This is a genomic window from Pseudoalteromonas sp. Z9A5 (assembly GCF_011378875.1).
Classification (GTDB): domain Bacteria; phylum Pseudomonadota; class Gammaproteobacteria; order Enterobacterales; family Alteromonadaceae; genus Pseudoalteromonas.
Genome location: NZ_WTLC01000011.1, coordinates 87,622 through 107,329 on the forward strand (window position 1 = coordinate 87,622; position 19,708 = coordinate 107,329).

Genomic DNA, 19,708 nt, shown 5'->3' on the forward strand with positions numbered 1-19,708 from the left:
TACTGATAGCTATTAAAAATAAGAATAAAAATTGCTTGGGACTTATGTGAAATATTTTAATTCAAAATATCATTCTGCTATTTTTTACATACTTTTTGCTTTGGCTTATTTTTTAGTCGGTATTACACTTACTAAACTCGCTTTTAACTCGCAAATTATTCCCATTTGGCTACCCGCAGGTATTGCTTTAGTTGGTTGTTATATATGGTGGTGGCGATTTATTCCGCCTTTGTTTGTAGCAGCAATCGCATTTAATTTAAATATTTTTGATAGCTCAGCTCATGAAATGGTGCTTGTAGGTAACTCATTTAATGAGGCAATGTATATTGCCTTTGGTGTTGTAATGCAAGCAATGCTAGGTGCTGCGCTCTTAAAGTTTTGGTTAGGGCACCCACTACGCTTTAAAAAGCGAAAGAATATTATTTACTTTATTGTGGTTATCGCCATTTTAGTTAGTTTAATTTCAGCTAATTTTGGTGTATTTGCACTGAGTCAATTTAACTCTGTTTATAGCATAGATAACCATTGGGAAAATGTAGTTTACTGGTGGTTAGGCGATACATTAGGAGTATTAATTGCCACTCCATTTTTACTTTCTTTGTTACCACAAAAATCTTATCAACATAGTGTTTCTGTACTTCCCACAATAGCAGTATGTTCTATTCTATTTGTATCGGTAGCGGTTACAACTCAGCTATATGATCAAGAAAACCGTAGAAATACAATTAAAATTGCTGAACGCGAAGTTCACGTCATAGAAAACAGTCTTTATAGGCACACCAATAGCAGTATTATTGCGGTGCAAAGTTTAGCAAGCCAAATGCAGTCGTCTTCTATATTAAGCCAACAAGATTTTTATTCTTACGCCAACCAATTACTTACACAAGAATCATTTATTAAAGCTCTATCGTGGAATGTAAAAATACCACAAGATCAGCGCCAAGCGTTCACTCAAGAAATGTCAAACATTTATCATTTAGATATTGATATTGTAGGGGAACCACTTGAAGAAGATGATCCACTTGTTATCGTAAAATACATAGCCCCCTTTAACGGAAACCAAAAAGCAATTGGTTTTAATGTATTTTCTAACCCTGATAGAAAATCCTCACTACTCAACCCTTCAATTAAATATATGCCTGTAGGGACTAAAATAATTCAGCTTATACAAACCAAACAACCAAAACCGGCTTATTTATTATTTGCACCTGTTTATGCTCAAGACAATAAAGAAACCATTAAAGGCTATGCCACTGGTGTATTTTTAGTACGTAGTATTATTGAACAAGCAATTTCTAAAGAGCAGTCTGATATGTTTTCTATTGGTATTTATGAAGACATAGATAAACCGCCATTTTATAGTAACTACTCAGAAAATATCGAACAAGCAAAAGGAAGCAGTTTAATGTCATTTACAATCGACTTTGCAGGGCAAAAGTGGATTGTAAAACTAACTTTAATAGAAAGCTTTTTAGCACAGCATAACAATCAACTTGCGTTGTTATTACTCATATTACAAGTCGCAGTATGTTCATTAATTTTAATTGTATTACTCTTATTTAATCAGCAGCAAATTGCACTTACTCGCCAAGTATCTGAGCGTACGCATTCTCTAGTAAAAGCTAAAAAACAGTCTGATTTAGCCAATCAAGCTAAAAGTCAATTTTTAGCCAATATGAGTCATGAAATACGGACCCCACTTAATGCTGTTATTGGTTTTTCTTCGCTTGCTCGCAAAGAGGATAGCGCCAGCACATTAATTGGTTATTTAGACAAAATAAACTCTTCATCTAAAAGCCTATTAAGCTTAATAAACGACATTCTCGATATTTCAAAAATAGAATCGCAACGCTTAGTTCTTGAGTCCATTCCATTTGATTTAAATGCACTTGTACAGCGTATTGATAATATGTTTGAACACAGCGCTAATAATAAAAACATTGATTGGAAAATTAATAATAAACTCCCCGTAGATACTTGGTTTATTGGCGACCCTATGCGAATAGAACAAATACTTCTTAATCTATGTAGTAACGCCATTAAATTTACGAGCAAAGGCGGTGTTACAATAAATATAGAGGCTGAATTTGTCTCGGCTAATAAAGTTCAGCTTGCTATTGCTGTTTCTGATACAGGCATTGGAATTAAAGCAAACCAACATCAAAAACTGTTTAACGCATTTACTCAAGCCGATAACTCTACTTCAAGACAGTTTGGGGGCACCGGGCTAGGCTTAACAATAGCAAAAGAACTAAGCCAACTTATGGGTGCAAAATTAACAGTTCAAAGTGAATTAGATAAAGGATCTACTTTTTCATTCTCAATACAATTAGAAACAATTGAACCACAAGAACAACCTCTTGTTACCTTTGAAAATACTAATATTGCGTCTTTAAATATTTTGGTAGCAGAAGATAACCCAGTAAACCAAATGGTGATTAAAGCAATGCTTGGTTCGTTAGGTATTGTGCCGTACGTAGTAGAAAATGGTGAACTTGCTGTTGATATTGCTAAAAATCAACATTTTGATTTAGTACTCATGGATTGCCAAATGCCTATTATGGATGGCTATAGAGCCACTGCACTTATTAGGCAATTTAAAACAGAGCAAGAACTCCCTATTATTGCTTTAACCGCCGATGTTATGCCAGAGGATAAAGCACACGCTCAAGCAGTTGGATTTAATCAACATCTTGCAAAACCGCTTGAACTCATTAAGCTAACTGAATGTTTAGTCCAATATGTAGAAGTAAATGAACAATAGCGGTTTAGTTTTAAGTGTATTTTTTGGTGTGGTTTTAAGTTTTTTCTCTCATATTGCTGTCGCTCAAAACTGTATAGAACAAGCGAGCGACTTTAAATTTATAACGAAAAGTAAGCAACAAGGTTTATTACGTTTTGAAAATGAGCACAGCCACCAGCCTTTTAATTACCATGCTGCTTTACCATTCGATGATTATTTAAGTTACGCCTACCAGCATATTAATAAAGCTAATCCACGTGCAAATATATCATGCCCTGTAATTACAAAAACATATCAACAATTAATAGCACAAGGGAAGCGTAAATTAGACCCTACTATTGCAGATATTATTGCTCCTTTTGAACTAACATACCCAAACAGTAATAAGGTCGCGCTATTAATTCACGGGTTAACCGATACACCGTTTACATATCACGATTTAGCACAAGTGTATTATCAACAAGGTTATACTGTACGAACTATTTTATTACCTGGACACGGAAGCGCGGCAAGCGCTCTATTAAACGTAAAAATCAGCCAATGGCAACAGGCAATAAAATACGCAGTTGAACGCTCAGTACAAGACTTTGATGAGGTGATACTTGCAGGTTACTCTACCGGTGCTGCGTTACTTATTGATTACGTAACCAAACAACCTCTTTCATCTAAAGTTAAAGCACTTATGCTTTATTCACCTGGCTCTGAACCACATAATAAGCAAGGTTGGATGGCAAAATGGATTGATGCTATTCCGTTTGTTAATTGGATAGATAAAGATGCTGATGTAGACTTTGCTAAGTATGAATCATTTCCGTTAAATGCAGCTACCGCTTCGTACGATGCAATGTCACTTGCTAGTATTGGTAGTTTGAGTAAACGCCCTGCACTTAAATTGCCTATTTTTAGTGTACTTAGCGATATTGATACCACGATAGATACGCGTGCCACGCTAAAATTATTGAGTGCATTACACAAAGGTAATTCAATCAAATATAAGCCGCTCGATACTTTAGTACTTTATGGAAGCACCGATATTTTACCAACGGGCTTTACGAGTGACTACACAGTAAGTAATCCGCAATGCACTACACAGCAGTGTAAAAAAATTCATGGTATATCGCATATAGCGGTTGTTAACTCACCACAAAATCTACATTACGGAGTTAATGCATCCTATCGTAATTGCGGCAGCTTTATTAACGACGAGCCGCTGTATAAAACATGTAAAACAACTAAAAACCCACAGCTAGGAGAGCGTACAAGCGCTAACTTAAAGCAATACCCGGCTTTACAACGCTTAACTTATAATCCTCATTTTACCGAGCTTAAAATGCAAATTAGTACGTTTATTAAAAACGTAGAACACGTACAAGGTAAGTAGTTATGAGAACGTTTTCGCACCAATGGTTTAGTAGTATTAATGAAATTGATCAGGCGCAGTGGCAACGCTTATTCGGCGATGAGCCATTTACTCAACATGCATTTTTATATGCCCTTGAGCAAAGCCAATGTGTAACACAGCAAAGCGGTTGGCAGCCACACCACTTAGCTATTTTTGAAGGTGATACGCTCGTTGCACTTGCACCCGGGTATTTAAAAAGTCATTCATACGGCGAGTACGTATTTGACTGGGCATGGGCTGAAGCGTTCGAAAAGCATGGTTTAGAGTATTATCCCAAGTGGCTATCAGGCATTCCGTTTAGCCCTATTGAAGGCAAGCGTATTGCTATTGAACACGCTAACCCTAACGCTGTGTACCAATACATTACAGAACAACTTAGCGTACACAGTGCCCAGCAAGGTTGGTCTGGTTGGCATGTAAACTTTTGCGACCAAACTCAAGCCACATCATTAACTGAGCAGCACGCCATGTTAAGAGTCGGTGTGCAGTTTCAGTGGTTTAACAAAGGCTTTGAAACCTTTGACGACTTTTTGCAAATGCTTAGCTCGCGTAAACGTAAGTCACTTAAAAAAGAGCGAGCTAAAATAGCGCAACAAAATATTGATATTGAATGGCTGCAAGGCACACAAATTACGCCAGAGATAATGCAGTTATTTTGTGAGTTTTATCAGCGCACCTATTTAAAGCGCTCTGGTCATTTAGGCTATTTAAACATGGAGTTTTTTACGCTTTTACATGCATTAATGGCGAATAACCTCGTTATTATGTTAGCAAAAAAAGACGACAACGTGATTGCTGCAACACTTAGTTTAGTAGGCGAAAATACGCTTTACGGACGTTACTGGGGAGCAAGCGAAGAAGTAGATTCGCTTCACTTTGAATTGTGCTATTACCAAGGTATTGAGTTTGCTATAAAACACAAGCTCAGCTGCTTTCATTCTGGGGCACAGGGTGAGCATAAAATAGCGCGCGGATTTGAACCCGTACTTACCTACTCAGCTCACCATATTGTTGATAGCGACTTTAGTAATGCAATAAGTGACTATTTAAAACGTGAACGCCATCATATTGATATATATAAAGCGCAATGTACTTCATTACTGCCGTTTAAAAACGAGTAACTGATTGTTTGCAGGCATGGCTGTATCGCTAATAAGCGTAAGCCCTGCTTGCTTTGCTAATTGTTCAACTGCTTCAAAATCTCTTATTCCACTTAACGGATCTCGATCTGTTAAAAACGTATTGAAGTCATCATTACTCGAGCTAGTAAATTTACTTTGGTATTTAAATGGTCCATAAATACAAAGTTTACCTTCACTATTTAAATGGCGCTTAACGCCGTCAAAAAAACGTTCAACTAATTGCCAACTAACTATATGAAATGTGTTTGCAGTATAAATAGCGTCAACTTTATCTATTGGCCACTCATTATTTAAATCAAGCTCAAGTGGTGCATGTAAATTAGTTAAATTAACCTCGCTATGCCATAAATTAATGCCTTCGTGATTTACAGCTCGATCACTTGTATACCATTGTAAATGCGGTAATTGCTTTGCAAAAAACACACTGTGCTGACCGGTTCCTGAACCTACTTCGAGTACTGTTTTAGTGCTTTTTAAAACGTCTTTTAATTGCTCTAAAATAGGGGTTTTATTGTTTTCACAGGCTTGTGAAAATGGCTTTGTCATTACGGTGCACCAAAATTGTGGATTAATGCACAACAGTAAAGCAAATTTAACTTATTTTGTCGTGTTGAAAAAATAGATAATTATTAAACATCCTAACTATCATGAAGTTAAATAAGTTCATTATGGTTGGTATGTAATATGCTTTTACATAACTAGCCCAATAAAGGGTTTAACTTATATTAAAGAGCCAGAGGATAAAATTATGCATATACCCCCTTATACCGCTGTAGATGCAGCCGTTGCCATAACAGAAAAAACCACCGACGATCATAGTTACGCCGTTGATATGAGAGCTACAGTAATTGATTTACTTTCGCACCCTAAACATAATCAAAAGGCGATGACTAAACATGAAACAGACCAGATATTTATTCTTGGCTATAATTAAAATTCAAATTAATACCGCAAATAATTTTTATAATAACTGTTTACACTGAAACCGATTAAATGTAATGATAACTATTATCGTTAACTTGAGTCGGTTTTTTTATGTCCTCAGATCATGCACTGCATCGTTACCATCAAGAACTATCTTGCCATTGCTTAAGACCCGGCTTACACGCTCCAATGCTGGTTGCCGATTACATAGAAACCGCACTTAACGTAGCCAAAAATTTTGAGCGACAAAATAACCCTTTGCTTCAAGAGTTTTATCTTAGACGCACACACCATGAAATTATGAATAAAATGTGCGACCCTCTTATACATAATGCTATTCGTAAACAATGCTTAGACCAGCTATATAAACCACTCATGGCATTAAAACGTTTTTATAAAGTTCATAACAATATTGCACAATTTTTAATACTTGAGCGCGAAGCTCGTATTCTTAGTCACGAATTCAACCCTTTTTAAGGAGCACACTTATGAGCCAATTTAGAACAGAATCAGACAGCATGGGCGAACTACAAGTACCTGCAGATGCACTCTATCAGGCACAAACACAGCGTGCGGTTAATAACTTTGCAATTAGTGGTCTTTCTATGCCAAAGCAATTTATAACTGCACTTGCTTATATAAAACAAGCCGCTGCACAAAGTAACTGTGAGCTTGGGCATTTAAGTAAAACTAAAGCCGATGCAATTGAACAAGCTTGCCAAACAATTATTGATGGCGAGCATGTTGAGCATTTTCCCGTTGATATTTTTCAAACCGGTTCGGGCACAAGCTCAAATATGAATGCCAATGAAGTTATTGCAACGCTTGCTAGTCGTATAGGCAGTGAAAGCATTCACCCTAATGATGATGTAAACATGGGGCAAAGCTCTAATGATGTAGTACCTACCGCAATTGCATTAAGTAGTGCGATAAACGTGGTATATGAGCTACTTCCTTCACTAGAAAATTTATCGCAAAGCTTAGAGCTGAAAAAAGCTGAAGTAGGCCATATTGTTAAAACTGGTCGAACTCATTTAATGGATGCAATGCCTGTAACGTTTGATCAAACTCTAAGCGCATGGCAATCACAAGTTAATCATGCAGCAGCGGGAATTCGACATAGTTTAGAGCGTGTTTGCGAACTTGCACAAGGTGGCACAGCCGTTGGCACTGGTATTAATGCCGATCCTAAATTTGCAGCAAAGTTTACAGAAAACCTTAGCGCTAATGTAGGTATTAGATTTACGCCTAGTAGTAACTTTTTTTATAACATAGGCTCACAAGACGCTATTGTTGCACTTTCTGGGCAATTAAAAGTACTTGCTGTAGCACAAATGAAAATAGCGAACGATTTACGTTGGATGAACTCAGGACCACTTGCAGGCTTAGGTGAAATAGAGCTTGAAGCATTGCAACCAGGCTCATCTATTATGCCTGGTAAGGTAAATCCCGTAATACCAGAAGCGGCTGCCATGGTAAGCGCTCAAGTTATTGGTAACGACGCCACTATTACCGTAGCCGGACAGGCTGGGAATTTTGAGCTAAACGTAATGCTGCCAGTCATTGCTTATAATATTTTACAAAGCATAGAATTACTTGCCAATAGTGCACAAGCGTTAGGCGATAAAGCTATTGCCAGCTTTAAAGTAAACCAGCCAAATATTGATAAGGCGCTCGCTAAAAATCCAATTTTAGTTACCGCACTTAATCCGGTGATCGGTTATGAAAAAGCGGCAAAAATAGCAAAGCAAGCCTATAAAGAAGCACGTCCTATTATTGATGTTGCGGAGCAAGAAACCGACTTATCACGTAATGAACTTGAAAAACTACTAAACCCTACCAAGTTAACTCAAGGTGGGTTGTAAGCATTTAATAATGGCTTTAATTACTTGATAATATAGTTTTTATTGCCGTAAAAAATGCACCGTGTATGATAGTGATGAATATTTCATCACTATCAAGGTTTGTTATGCGTACCCCATTTTTAGCTATTCTTTTACCTCTATGTTTAACTGCATGTTTGGATACAACGCCCACCGAAACAGAAGAAGCACCTGCAAGTCCTGTAAAAGTAACGCCAAAGCCAGCACCAGAAAAACAACTAGAAAATAAAAATATACCGTCACGTACTGAAATCGAAAAACTAGAAAAAACAAACTTAAAAAATGTTTCTCTTAACGATATAAAAACAACTAAAAGCGAATTAAACACCCTTATTACCGATACGCAATGCGATACAAATACACAATGCAAAGTAAGCCCTGTGGGTAGTCGCGCATGTGGCGGACCTAGCAGTTATATTGTATATTCGACTAAAACAACAACCGAAAAAGAAGTTTCAGCCCTTAGTAAAAAGATTACTATGCTTGAAAGTAATTATAATGAACAAAAAGGGATGATGAGCACGTGTCAGCATTTAACTGCACCAAGCACGCAGTGTGTTGAAAATAAATGTGTTAAACTTGAAAGTTCAGCGGTAAGTGCATTTTAAGGATTACATTATGAGTTGTTTGCCATCTGCAATTAAGCTATCAATTGCCAGTGTTGCTACCTGTATTTTATTACTCAGTGGCTGTGCTAGTACTACAATGTCAGGTAATGAACAAAGTAAAAACTTGTCTGACTTGAACTATGATCTTAGCAACATTGAGAGTAATAATAGCTGTACTGCTAGTTTTCAATGTAAGGTGCTTGAAGTTGGCGCACGAGCATGCGGCGGACCAAGTAGATACGCAGTTTATTCAACACTCAACACCTCACAAGAAAAAGCAGATCAAATTGCACAGCAAATAACAAAACAAGAAGAAATTCAAAATAAAGCACAAGGGTTAACTGATTGTTTACCTGTATTAGAAGTACAGTCGCTATGTATTAAACAGCAATGCCAATCGTTTGATATAAAATAAAGTGCTAAAAAGATTATTTCAGCGTTAGCCTAAGTAAGGAATTAACGCTGAAATAACAACCACCATCACCACGCAAATCCCAGCTTTAATGATGTATTTCATTTGCATTTTATTGAGCACCCAATACGTATAAATAAAACGTAAAAAATAACTCGCCGCCGTACCAAACAAAGCAAAAATAAATAAATAAGCAATTAAAATTATATTCATATTGATCTAATTTAAGCTACTTAGCTTGTTTGGTATGAGCAATTAAAAGTTCAGCAACTTGCTGCTTTACAGCACGCTTATCATCACTGGGGACGTCAAAACGACTAGCTAGTTGCGCTATTTCATCATCGTTTAGGTTAAACGATAGGCGTTGACGTGTTTTTTTTGATTTTACATCTAAGTCGAGTATTTTTCGGATCATATCCGATGGCGTGAGTTCTTGATCGATAGCTTGCTTTTTTATCAGCTTTTGAACTTCACTGCTTAAATCGAATGCCATTTGTGTAGCGCGTACGGCTTGCTCTTGGCGCAACCACTTTTCTTTAGCATCACTCACTTAGCATCTCCAGGAAACAAATCCACTATGTCAGTAATTGGGCGTGTTAATGTTAGTGATACTTCAGTTTCACCACCGTCCCAAATTTCAATATTCAAACCATAGCCTTCATCATCTGATACTAAGCAAATCATTTCGCATGGCTCTCCACCTTCTTGCTCATAACGAGGTAAAGTTTGGCTGCGGTAATCTTTATTATGGAAGTAACATACGTAAGGTGATTCGCTTTGTTTATAGCTTTTAGCTAAAAACTGCGTAAAGCGCTCTGGCGTATTTTGCACTGTTATATGTGTTAATGACTCTTCATCAAAAATACGTGCAAACTCATCAAGACCAAAAATTTCTTCAACTTCATTACGCTGAATTTTAATAGAAAAATTAGCCCATGCTTCGCCGTCATCTTGTTCTATTTGTAAAAATACAACTTGTCCGCTGTTTGTCTCAAGCACAAACTCAGTATCACTACTATGCTGATATTGATAGGTTTGAATATCAGTAACTCGTAACGTTTCGCCCTTTAACCACGCAGGATAAGCAAACGAATCAATAACGGTAAACATGTCACCTTGTTTAAGCTCACTTACATGGTTAAGCTGGCGCTCTGGTGCTTTTTTAGATTTGAAAAAATTAAACATAGAAAACTGCCTTTAAGCAAAAAAGGTAACAAAGCATAAGCTCGGTTACCTTTTTAAAATATGGACGTAAGTATTAGCTATTTTGCTTTGCTTTAATGCGAGCTAAAATATCGGCACTTTTTGGGCTTGTATCGCCAATGCCTGCTTCTGCCATTTTTGCTTTTAAATCATCGCCATTAACATCTGATTCAAGCTGCTTTGCTGCACCTAGTTGATCTTGACGATCTTGTTGGCGCTGTTTAATACGCTCAAGTGATTGACGAGCAGACGTCATAGACGAGCTGTTTGTATTAAGCGTGCTGTTAACTGCCATAGTTGCTTGCTGTACGCTTTCAGTCGTTTTAACCATTGTAAGTTGACGTTGGTTTTCTTTAATCGACTTTTCAGCATCTTTAACTTGCTGCTTAAGCGCTACAATATGGTTACTAAAACCAGATAGCACTTGTTCGTTCTCTGCTTTTTCAGTTTCAAAATCACCAATTTTTTCTGCAATTTCTAGTGCTAACGCTTCGTTACCTTTTTCAAGCGCTTGACCTGCATATGCTTCATGCTCTGCAATAGATGCCTCTACAGCGCTAATTTTACGCTTAGTTTGCATTTCTTTCGCCATTACTTCTGTAAGGCTTTTCTTTGCACGGTGTAATGCATTTTGTGCATCTGCAATTTCTTGCTCAAAAATACGGATACCGTTAGCATCTACAATTGCTTCGCCGGCTTCACGAGCGCCACCACGTATTGCTGTAAATAATTTTTTTAAAATACTCATAATCTTAACTCCAAAAACTTACCTGGATTAGTATACTAATCGTTTAAATACAAGGTCACGGCTTCTAGTGCATCTATAGCGTTATCGGCTAATGTTACTAGTTCGTGGGTAATGTCATCTAATGATGAATTTACCGACAGAGCACCAAAAATCGCATATTTATTATCGATTTTTGCAAATGCACTCAGTGGAATTGGCACGTTTAAACGAAGTAGTGTTTCGTTTAACTCATTGCATAGTTCGCTTTTAACTTCATCTTCATCAAACAAGTAGCTAATACATAACAATTGCTCTTGTGTTCGCGTAACAAAAATTGGAAGTTCATCATTTCCATCAACAATAACTTGTAAAACATCTTGCTCGCCAGGATTGGCAATCAAGAAAGACTCAAAGTTAGCACCTTCAGTTTCAAAAGAGGCTAATTTTATTGAAAGTTCATTTAATTCCATGTCTCTGCCTTTTGTCGTTTGACATATTATGTCTGAGTTAAGATTCTCACGGTCGACATATTATGTCAACCGTGTTTTGTTAGTTTTTATACAATTCGCTTTCTATTTCCCATGCAGTTCGGTAATAATCATATAGCTGACCAGAACCTAACCTATTGACTTCAATATCTTTAACTTGTTCAAAATAATTATTTGGAAATGCAAAACTCGCTAATAAATATTTTTTACTAATCCACCTTGATGGAACAGGCATAACTGTTACGTCATTAATCCGGCCACTAGCCGACTGTCCCATTTTAGTTGCTATAGTCCAGCCCCATTGCCCAAAAGAAGGTATGTTTTGCTGATACTGCTCAACATATTCAAACCCAGCAGCTTTAACCGTTTTAGCAATACTCAAAAACGCTTTTTTAGCATGATAAGGCGAGGTTGATTGCACCGCCATTACCCCATCAGGTGCTAATAACTGACGTACGTGGTTATAAAAATAGTCACTGTACATTTTATTTAGATCAGGATGATTAGGATCCGGTAAATCAATTAAAATAGTGTCAAATTGCTTACTTTGATCGAGCAGTTTTTCAACTTCTAAAAATGCATCACCCACTATTATATTTGCACGTGGGTCTTTCATCGACTCGTTATTAAGAGTAAGTAAGCGCTTATTAATGTCGCTTGGTGGAGTAAAGTCACCATCTTTATGACCAAATAAATTAAGTAATTGTCCATCAAGATCAATAAGAGTCACTTCATTTACAGACCACTTTAAAACATCTCTTAGTGCCAGCCCGTCACCACCACCAATGATTAATACGCGGTCGTGACGATTAGAAGCAAGCATTGCAGGATAAACCAACATAGAGTGGTATATTTGCTCATCAATACTTGAAAACTGCAAACGACCATTTAAATATAAGTCGGTGATTGGCTGAGCTTGGTTTTTACTTAGCCTTTCGGTTAAAACAACGTGTTGGTATTTAGTTGCTTGCGAGTAAATAACTTTATCTTTGTATAAAACGTTACTTAAATTATTCATCCAGCTACTACCAAACACCAAAATAAACCCAAATAACACCAGCAACACTATATGGCAAACTAAAAGTGCCTTCGCAAAGCGCACATGGGTGTGGTAGCGCCATAAAAACGCGAGCCCAGCAAGTATATTAAATAATGCCGTCCACGCCGCAGCTTGCATTATAGGCATTGAGAGCATGATACTTACCCAAATGGCAGCGCCAATGCCGGCACCAATATAATCAGCACCATAAATAGTACCTGCGTTGTTTTCTAAAAATCGTCCATAAACGTGCTGACGAATACGTGCTATTAGCGGTATTTCCATACCAATAAATAAACCCAGTATTAAACCAAAAACATAAGGGAGAAAACGTGACCACTCTTGTAGCTTTTGAAATACGTAACCATTGAGAATAACGTCTGGGGGTAAGTTAAAAATACTTGAAAATAAATGAGGAAGAGAATAACTAACCGCTATTACACTGGCTATCGCTAAAATACAGCCCATACCAACCAAAGCAATAATACTTTCTAGCCAGGCAAAAGCAGTAAATGCATCTTTAAACCATCGAGCTAAAAAAGCGCCGAGCCCCATTGCTACAATCATAGTACCAATCATGGCGTATATAGCACTCTCTACTGAGCCAAGTACGCGCCCTGCATAATGAGAAAGTAGGTATTCATAAATAAGACCGCACCCAGCAAGTACAGCCATAACAGTAATAAGTAATATATCGTGCCCAAGTAAGCGAGACTTACTTGGGGGAGTATTAGTTGATGACACTGATTATGCGCCTAGTAAGGTTGCCATAGTGATACCCACAGCAAATGATACTGCTGCAGAAATAGTCGCCACACCTACATTTTTTTGACGATTAACTTCATCTGAAATATCGCAACCAGATAAAATTACTTTAATAGTTACTAAGTGCAAAATAATAAATGTCACTAAACTCACAACAGCGCTAATAGCCCAGTAGAGTAAACTTGTATTTATATTATCAGCAGCATAAGGAGCAATACCTGTCGCAGCAGTAATGGCTAATGCGCTACCAACTAAAAATCCGGCATAACGTATACCTACCGCTAAATTCCCATCAACAATTGCTTGCTGTAGGCAGTCGCCATTTTTATTTGTGCGTTTAAATAACTGCACTCTATATTGGCTAACAAGCAACAATACAACACTGCCAATAATAAAGGCTGCAATTACAATCGGTAAACCATGCCAACCATCTGTAGCAACCCATAAAAGAGCTGAACGAATAACTATTGCAACACTCACTACATGACCAAAATCAATAATAGCGGCTGTAACATTACCTTTAACAATTTCATCATGTAAGCTTACTTTACGAAGCGCCACTTTATCTTGAAAAAAGTGACCAAGCTTAATAAGCACAATAGCTAATGCTCCATAGCCTAACATTTGCAAGGCTTCTTGCTGAAGAGATACAGCAAAAGCACCACTGCTAACACCTGTTAGTACAATCGCAAGCGCAGCTAAGCCCGCTGCAAAGCTAATACCAAAAGCAAAGTTATCACGCTCTGTTATCTCGTCATTTGCATGTAAATTTGAAACCCAACCTTTAATATATTTAAGGCTCACAAATAACAACACTATAATTGCAAAATCAATCGCCAGCGCTTGCAGTGACCACATAGTTATTCCATTAAATTCGTACATATTATTCTAACTCCAACTTTATTCTTTTACTTACCACGGCTCACGCCACGAGAGGTTCTGCTACTGCTATTACGTACCGAACCAGAGTTATTACTGTAACTACTAGAACGGGAGTAACTGCTGGTTTTAGGCGGTGTGTAGCTACTACGGCTTAAGCCTGTAGCACCTGTTTTTTTACTCGCGTAAGGGCTTGTGAACTGCTTGCCTTGGCGTTGGTATGTTTGGCGTGTGCGTGTTTCTAACGCACTTTGAGTTTTAATTTGTTTAGGGCTTGAATAACGCGAACGTCCGTAGTCATTGTAGTAACTATACTTTCGACGCTTACTCCAGCTTCCATATTCAACACGGTCAAATACATCACCTAAAATACGGTACATACCGTACCATTGCCAAAAGCTAATACCGCTACTATTTGTTTGCCAATTACCGTAGTTAGGGTTACCTACCATTTGATTACCAACACCAGCGCCTTCTGCTTGTTGGCTAATAGCGCCAACTCTGGCTAAAGAGCCCTTCGACATATCAGCTAACATATTAATAGGATCGGTTAACGCATCTGAAAACAACGTTGGTTTAGTCGCTTCACGTAATAAATCAATACTATGTAGCGTATCTTCGTAAGGAGGAATTAAGTAAGTTCCTTTAATATCTTTAAGTCGCTGTGTTAAGCCACTATAAAGTGCACCTTGACGCGTGGCATCAAGGGTAAGTACATCCACAACTTTTGTGAGCTGTGGTTGTTGTTTTTTAAGAAGCTCACCGTATTCTCTTAGTAATACCGCATTACGTACACTTCCATTTTCAAGGGCGGCACCAAGCTCTGACAGCTCAGTATCTGCTTTTTTAATAGACTCTTGAATTGTTTGCTGCAGTTGCTCTTCTTTAGATTGGCAACCCATAAGCACTGCGAACAAACAAAACAGGCTTATAAGTTTCCAAGCTTTTATATTCGACATTCATGTCACCTGATTTACAAAATTAACTACCGTAGTTTTACACAGGTCACTTATTAAACCAAGAATGAAATTACAACAAAGTAAATCAACCTAAATCAAATAAGCAGCTATATTTACTATATAAATTTAAAAGTAATCTTTGTATTGTACTTTTATGCTGCAAGCGTGAAATGAGTAATTATTTTGTAATTAAAGAATTTTTGAATTACGTAAATAATAACTAAAATTAGATTTTGGTTAAGGGTTAAGTTTTATGCTTCATAGTATTCGATATAAATTTATTATAATAACAACGGTTTTAATTATACTGAGTGCCAATTTAGTTTTTTTTCTGGCTATTAATGAACACGAAAATTTATATCGTCAATCTGTTCAGCAAAATCTTGATGCTATGTCTTCTAACATTTCGGATAACTTGTTAAGAATAATGTCTGATCAAGTTGATTTATTCTCTATTACTACCGAACTTTTAAGTTTTGAGCGATATGAATACATTAAATTTGTGAATGTGTTTGATGCAAATTGGGAATTAATTCAACCTTATGTACACCCTAACTACTTAACTCTTGAAAATTTCAAACCTGAGCTCATTGATGTAAAAGTAAAAGAGTTACCTTTCGGTGTGACCTCAACTAACGAAGGACTTGTTGCTTTAAAAGCAATTGGAGAAGAACAATTTCCTATCGGGTACTTGCTAATAGTACAAGATTTTAAAAAACCGTTAGATGAAAGCAAACTAAGCCTATTTTATAGCGCGGTCCCCTTTGTTGTTTTAATTATTGTGCTAACAATTATTATTTCATTCTGGATATACCAACATTTGTTGAATCCACTATTACAGCTTTCATATTTCACACAAAAAGTTGAAAAAACAACAAACTACAAGCTTCAATATCGAGTATCTAGTAATGATGAAGTATCTCAGTTAGGTAATGATATTAATACATTACTACAAACAATCGACTCTCAAATTCAAACTAATCATAAGCACACAGCACAACTTTTAGAGCAAACACACTCAATGGAGCGACTAGCTAACTACGATATATTAACAGGTCTCCCTAATCGTATGTATTTTATGGAGCTACTCAAGCTCGAGTTGACCCATAGTAAAAATAATGGTCAAGACATTGCTATTATGTTTTTTGACGTCGATAGCTTTAAAGGTGTTAACGATACTCTTGGTCATGAAACCGGAGACAAGCTGCTTCAAGCCGTTTCTCACAAAGTAAAAAGCTATTTACGAGAAAACGACATAATTGCACGATTAGGAGGAGACGAATTCTTAATTATGTTACCCAATATTGGTGAACACTCTGTTGTTATCAATATTGCAGAAAATGTAATTGAAGGTATAAAGGAGCCATTTACTATAAACGGATGGGATATACCTACAGGTATTAGCATTGGTATTGCCAGCGCTAGAGAGGCCGAGTTTAATATTAATACATTTATCAGTAATGCTGATATTGCGATGTACGCATCAAAGGATAAAGGTAAAGGCTCATATACTGTTTTTCATTATAAAATGCTTGAAGATAATAAGCGTAAAGCACAAGTTGCTAACCAGATAAATAATGCAATAACACAAAATGAATTTAAGGTTTTTTACCAATTAAAAATATCAAACAAAGGTGAAGCAAAAGGTCTGGAAGCTTTAATAAGATGGCAAAGTGAAGAACTAGGATTTGTTTCTCCAGGTGAATTTATACCTATAGCTGAACAAGCGGGAAAAATAAAAGCAATTACCCAGTGGGTTATCACACAAGTTTTTAAAGACATGCAAATACTAAAAAAACTCATAAGCGATGATATTTTAGTTTCAATGAATCTCTCTAGCCACGATCTAAAAGATCATAATTTTATACATGTAGTAAAAAGTAAACTACTTAGTCACGAGATCAATATAGCAAATATTCAATTTGAAATAACTGAATCTAGCTATTTGGAAAACTTTGAAAGCGCTAACGAATTCTTTAATCAGATAAAACAGATGGGGGGATCAATTGCATTGGATGATTTTGGTACTGGTTATTCTTCTTTAAGCTACCTTACTAAAATTGAAATTGACACCTTAAAAATTGACCGAATGTTTGTTAATCAATACGCAAGCTCAGGAAAAGATGCCGCTGTACTACAAGCAATACTTGATTTAGGTCAGCGTCTTGATTTAAGAGTGTGTAGTGAAGGAATTGAGACCGCAGACCAAGCTAATTATTTAATATCACATGGTAGCCATGAAATACAGGGATATTACTTTGCTAAGCCAGTGTGTATATCCCAGTTACCGCAAGCAATTATAAAGGCAAAAACACGATTTAAAGAGCTAACTAAAAGCGATACAAAACCCACATGGTCATAATAAATAAAAACACAAAGCTTACGAGCGATACACATAACGTAACTTACCTTTTAATTAAATGAGATAATAGTTAGTCCATCAGGTATAGCTGTATCCACAGGTAGATAGGCAACGGAATCTTCCTCTTTTAGGAGATACTCTATTATCTCTTTTGCAGATTCAAATTCAATCGGAGGTTTACTTCGGCCAGTAAAGCGCATTTGTGCCCAATACGCCTGTATTCTAGACTCTGTAAGACCCACCATCCGGGTATTAAAATTAACCCTAAGAGGATTACCAGCGGGTAAGTTAACAGCTTTAAATTGTCTACTGATAGCGCCTCCCATATAAATATGACGGATTTGTTGTTTACTTAAAGATAAGTTTTTATCTAGCGTATTAACAACAATCACAATATCTAAGATTTTTTCATTCTGCGCATAGACAGGAGGTGTAAAAACGATAAACGTCGCAATAAATAAAAGGTGTATTACCATTTTTTTAATAATATGAGTTAATTTAAAGCACATAATTAAAACACCCAATCCAAACCGATAAGATACAAGTTAGCTTTTTTATCAAAATTAGAATTTTCGGGAGTTACAAAAAAAGAGTCTTTTACATTATTACCTTCAAGTGCCGAAAACTCAGCTTTTAATGCAAGGTTTGGTAACACATCCCAACGCACACCAATAGTCCATGTTTTGAGGGAATCTGGTGTCGAGTCTTCAAAAATACTATTGTATCCATAAGCTAATCTATCTAAATCAGCATCAATACCTAGTGGAATTTCATTTTCAGGTGAGCGAATATCAACGTCACTATCAGCAAACGTTAAATGATAAGTAAAAGGAGCATAGTTAACACCGGCGGTTAAATAATAGCTCTGAATAATAGGTACTATTCCTAGATCTGTTTTTATACGAACCCATTCACCTCTAAAAAAATAATCTAAATTATCATAAACTATACCAAACTGCTCTGCATGCGCTCTACCTTGCGTTTGAACAGAGTTAGCGCTTCTTGTAAAATTGAGGCCATTCAAAACGTTTTCTAACTGCTTTATTTCTTCAATATCAAGTTTAATATTGCCGTTATAGCGAGAAACCCTAAACTCTAAATTTTCGATGTTAATTTTACCAATAAAGCCCAAAAGGTTATCAACTTCAAAACCCGTTTTTAATGTACCGATACCAATCTCTCCCGACTCTTCGCCATAATACCCCTCTAATGTGACATCAAAACTCTCTGCTCCAAATTTATAAACTGCATCTATACCGTTAAAGGTTTTAAAAAGATAAGTATCGTAAACTTGTTGAGGGGGATTAATCCACGGATATGCAAAGCCAACATCTGAAAAATCGCTTAGAGTAAAAAAAGGAGTACGCAATTTGCCTAATTTAATTTGAATATTATCTGTAGGTGTATATGTTAAATATAACCACTCCAACCCTGAGTTATCAGACGCGGTTGTGTTATCGCTTCTTAGTAAAACTTGAGCTGTTGCAGACCAGTTATTATTAAATTGATACTCACCTTGTAGACCAATTAAACTAGAGGGGGAGAACTTAATACTGTCCTCGTATCCTTTATATTCAACATCTTTCTCATCTAAGTACCCACCTATAACCCTAGCGTAACCAGAAAACTCAAAATCATTGGAAAAGGCGCTTGAATGGCTAAACATAATTGAAATAAATAAAAGATAAAGTATTTTATGTCGCATCAGAAAAAATGGATCCTTTGTTAAGATCAATACTAATAAGGTTAATTGAACAGCTTGCTTGAAATTTGATTATTTTATTGCCCTATTGGCATTATTTATTAAATAGAAACTTAAAACGTAAATGTATGAAACAAAGTTATCAATTTGATGTAACTATTATAGTCAATGAATTACATTTTGTAACAAAATATACGTTTTATAAGATAATATTTAATGAGTAATAATCGCGCATTTAATTACTATTAACTTACGAGGGTATAAAAATAAAATTTAATAACTTAAGTTCTCTAATATTTATAACTAGGTATTTCTAATGCATTTAATAAAGATGTTTGATGTGAAGATTTGATGGTTAAATGGTGCGAGTTGTTTATTATTCCCCCAGATTTCACTTTTCTGCAGACGTAAAAAAGCCCGAATCGTTAGATTCGGGCTTTCTACAATTTGAAGCCTGGTAATGTCCTACT

At 36.4% G+C, this 19,708-nt stretch carries 20 protein-coding genes; 9 read left to right on the forward strand and 11 right to left on the reverse strand.

Features of this window, described 5'->3' with window-relative positions; genetic code table 11:
* Positions 1-46 precede the first annotated feature (46 nt).
* Genes GQR56_RS07840 through GQR56_RS07850 form a run of 3 tightly spaced genes read left to right on the forward strand, consistent with a single transcriptional unit; the run spans position 47 to position 5,266 of the window.
* On the forward strand, positions 47-2,764 hold the full coding sequence (locus GQR56_RS07840; protein WP_166110108.1) for an ATP-binding protein: 2,718 nt from the start codon (positions 47-49) through the stop codon (positions 2,762-2,764).
* Complete coding sequence (locus GQR56_RS07845; RefSeq protein WP_166110111.1) at positions 2,754-4,124, forward strand: alpha/beta fold hydrolase; 1,371 nt, start codon at positions 2,754-2,756, stop codon at positions 4,122-4,124. Before GQR56_RS07840 ends, GQR56_RS07845 begins: the two co-directional genes overlap by 11 nt.
* Before the next feature lie 2 nt (positions 4,125-4,126).
* On the forward strand, positions 4,127-5,266 hold the full coding sequence (locus tag GQR56_RS07850) for a GNAT family N-acetyltransferase (RefSeq protein ID WP_166110114.1): 1,140 nt from the start codon (positions 4,127-4,129) through the stop codon (positions 5,264-5,266).
* Here GQR56_RS07850 and GQR56_RS07855 read toward each other — a convergent pair.
* The gene (locus GQR56_RS07855) at positions 5,243-5,833 is read right to left on the reverse strand and encodes a DUF938 domain-containing protein (RefSeq protein WP_166110117.1); all 591 of its coding nucleotides are present in this window, start codon (positions 5,831-5,833) and stop codon (positions 5,243-5,245) included. The genes GQR56_RS07850 and GQR56_RS07855 overlap by 24 nt on opposite strands.
* Positions 5,834-6,035: 202 nt before the next feature.
* On the opposite strand from GQR56_RS07855, the gene GQR56_RS07860 reads away from it, so the two are divergent.
* From GQR56_RS07860 to GQR56_RS07880, 5 genes are all read left to right on the forward strand, one after another.
* Positions 6,036-6,221 carry a hypothetical protein gene (locus GQR56_RS07860; RefSeq protein WP_024611030.1) on the forward strand — a complete coding sequence of 62 codons (186 nt, stop codon included), beginning with the start codon at positions 6,036-6,038 and terminating at the stop codon, positions 6,219-6,221.
* Between the two features lie 101 nt (positions 6,222-6,322).
* Entirely contained in the window at positions 6,323-6,688 is a 366-nt protein-coding gene (locus GQR56_RS07865) for a hypothetical protein (RefSeq protein ID WP_231613191.1), read from the forward strand.
* A gap of 11 nt (positions 6,689-6,699) precedes the next feature.
* A complete protein-coding gene (locus GQR56_RS07870; RefSeq protein ID WP_166110120.1) occupies positions 6,700-8,076 on the forward strand; it encodes a class II fumarate hydratase in 1,377 nt (458 codons plus the stop codon).
* 104 nt (positions 8,077-8,180) lie between these two features.
* Positions 8,181-8,702 carry a hypothetical protein gene (locus tag GQR56_RS07875; protein WP_166110123.1) on the forward strand — a complete coding sequence of 174 codons (522 nt, stop codon included), beginning with the start codon at positions 8,181-8,183 and terminating at the stop codon, positions 8,700-8,702.
* Positions 8,703-8,712: 10 nt separating this feature from the next.
* The gene (locus GQR56_RS07880; RefSeq protein WP_166110126.1) at positions 8,713-9,117 is read left to right on the forward strand and encodes a hypothetical protein; all 405 of its coding nucleotides are present in this window, start codon (positions 8,713-8,715) and stop codon (positions 9,115-9,117) included.
* Positions 9,118-9,141: 24 nt separating this feature from the next.
* On the opposite strand, the gene GQR56_RS07885 is transcribed toward GQR56_RS07880, so the two are convergent.
* The 8 genes from GQR56_RS07885 to GQR56_RS07920 form a co-directional block, all read right to left on the reverse strand.
* On the reverse strand, positions 9,142-9,327 hold the full coding sequence (locus tag GQR56_RS07885; protein ID WP_166110129.1) for a hypothetical protein: 186 nt from the start codon (positions 9,325-9,327) through the stop codon (positions 9,142-9,144).
* A 16-nt stretch (positions 9,328-9,343) separates the two neighbouring features.
* Complete coding sequence (locus GQR56_RS07890) at positions 9,344-9,664, reverse strand: hypothetical protein (RefSeq protein WP_166110132.1); 321 nt, start codon at positions 9,662-9,664, stop codon at positions 9,344-9,346.
* Positions 9,661-10,299 carry a DUF4178 domain-containing protein gene (locus tag GQR56_RS07895; protein ID WP_166110135.1) on the reverse strand — a complete coding sequence of 213 codons (639 nt, stop codon included), beginning with the start codon at positions 10,297-10,299 and terminating at the stop codon, positions 9,661-9,663. Before GQR56_RS07895 ends, GQR56_RS07890 begins: the two co-directional genes overlap by 4 nt.
* 73 nt (positions 10,300-10,372) lie before the next feature.
* Positions 10,373-11,065, reverse strand: a complete 693-nt coding sequence (locus GQR56_RS07900; protein ID WP_166110138.1) for a PspA/IM30 family protein — start codon at positions 11,063-11,065, stop codon at positions 10,373-10,375.
* 35 nt (positions 11,066-11,100) lie between these two features.
* Positions 11,101-11,514 (reverse strand): DUF2170 family protein, encoded by a 414-nt coding sequence (locus GQR56_RS07905; RefSeq protein ID WP_024611038.1) that lies wholly within the window; start codon positions 11,512-11,514, stop codon positions 11,101-11,103.
* Between the two features lie 79 nt (positions 11,515-11,593).
* Complete coding sequence (locus tag GQR56_RS07910; protein ID WP_166110141.1) at positions 11,594-13,315, reverse strand: polyamine aminopropyltransferase; 1,722 nt, start codon at positions 13,313-13,315, stop codon at positions 11,594-11,596.
* 3 nt (positions 13,316-13,318) lie between these two features.
* Positions 13,319-14,218, reverse strand: coding sequence for a DUF350 domain-containing protein (locus GQR56_RS07915; RefSeq protein WP_166110144.1), 900 nt, complete (start codon positions 14,216-14,218; stop codon positions 13,319-13,321).
* Between the two features lie 26 nt (positions 14,219-14,244).
* A complete protein-coding gene (locus GQR56_RS07920) occupies positions 14,245-15,174 on the reverse strand; it encodes a hypothetical protein (protein WP_024611041.1) in 930 nt (309 codons plus the stop codon).
* Between the two features lie 427 nt (positions 15,175-15,601).
* On the opposite strand from GQR56_RS07920, the gene GQR56_RS07925 reads away from it, so the two are divergent.
* A complete protein-coding gene (locus GQR56_RS07925) occupies positions 15,602-17,536 on the forward strand; it encodes an EAL domain-containing protein (protein WP_240920919.1) in 1,935 nt (644 codons plus the stop codon).
* 50 nt (positions 17,537-17,586) lie between these two features.
* On the opposite strand, the gene GQR56_RS07930 is transcribed toward GQR56_RS07925, so the two are convergent.
* On the reverse strand, positions 17,587-18,045 hold the full coding sequence (locus GQR56_RS07930) for a hypothetical protein (RefSeq protein ID WP_029880433.1): 459 nt from the start codon (positions 18,043-18,045) through the stop codon (positions 17,587-17,589).
* Positions 18,046-18,047: 2 nt separating this feature from the next.
* Positions 18,048-19,241, reverse strand: coding sequence for a porin family protein (locus tag GQR56_RS07935; RefSeq protein ID WP_166110150.1), 1,194 nt, complete (start codon positions 19,239-19,241; stop codon positions 18,048-18,050).
* Positions 19,242-19,708 lie beyond the last annotated feature (467 nt).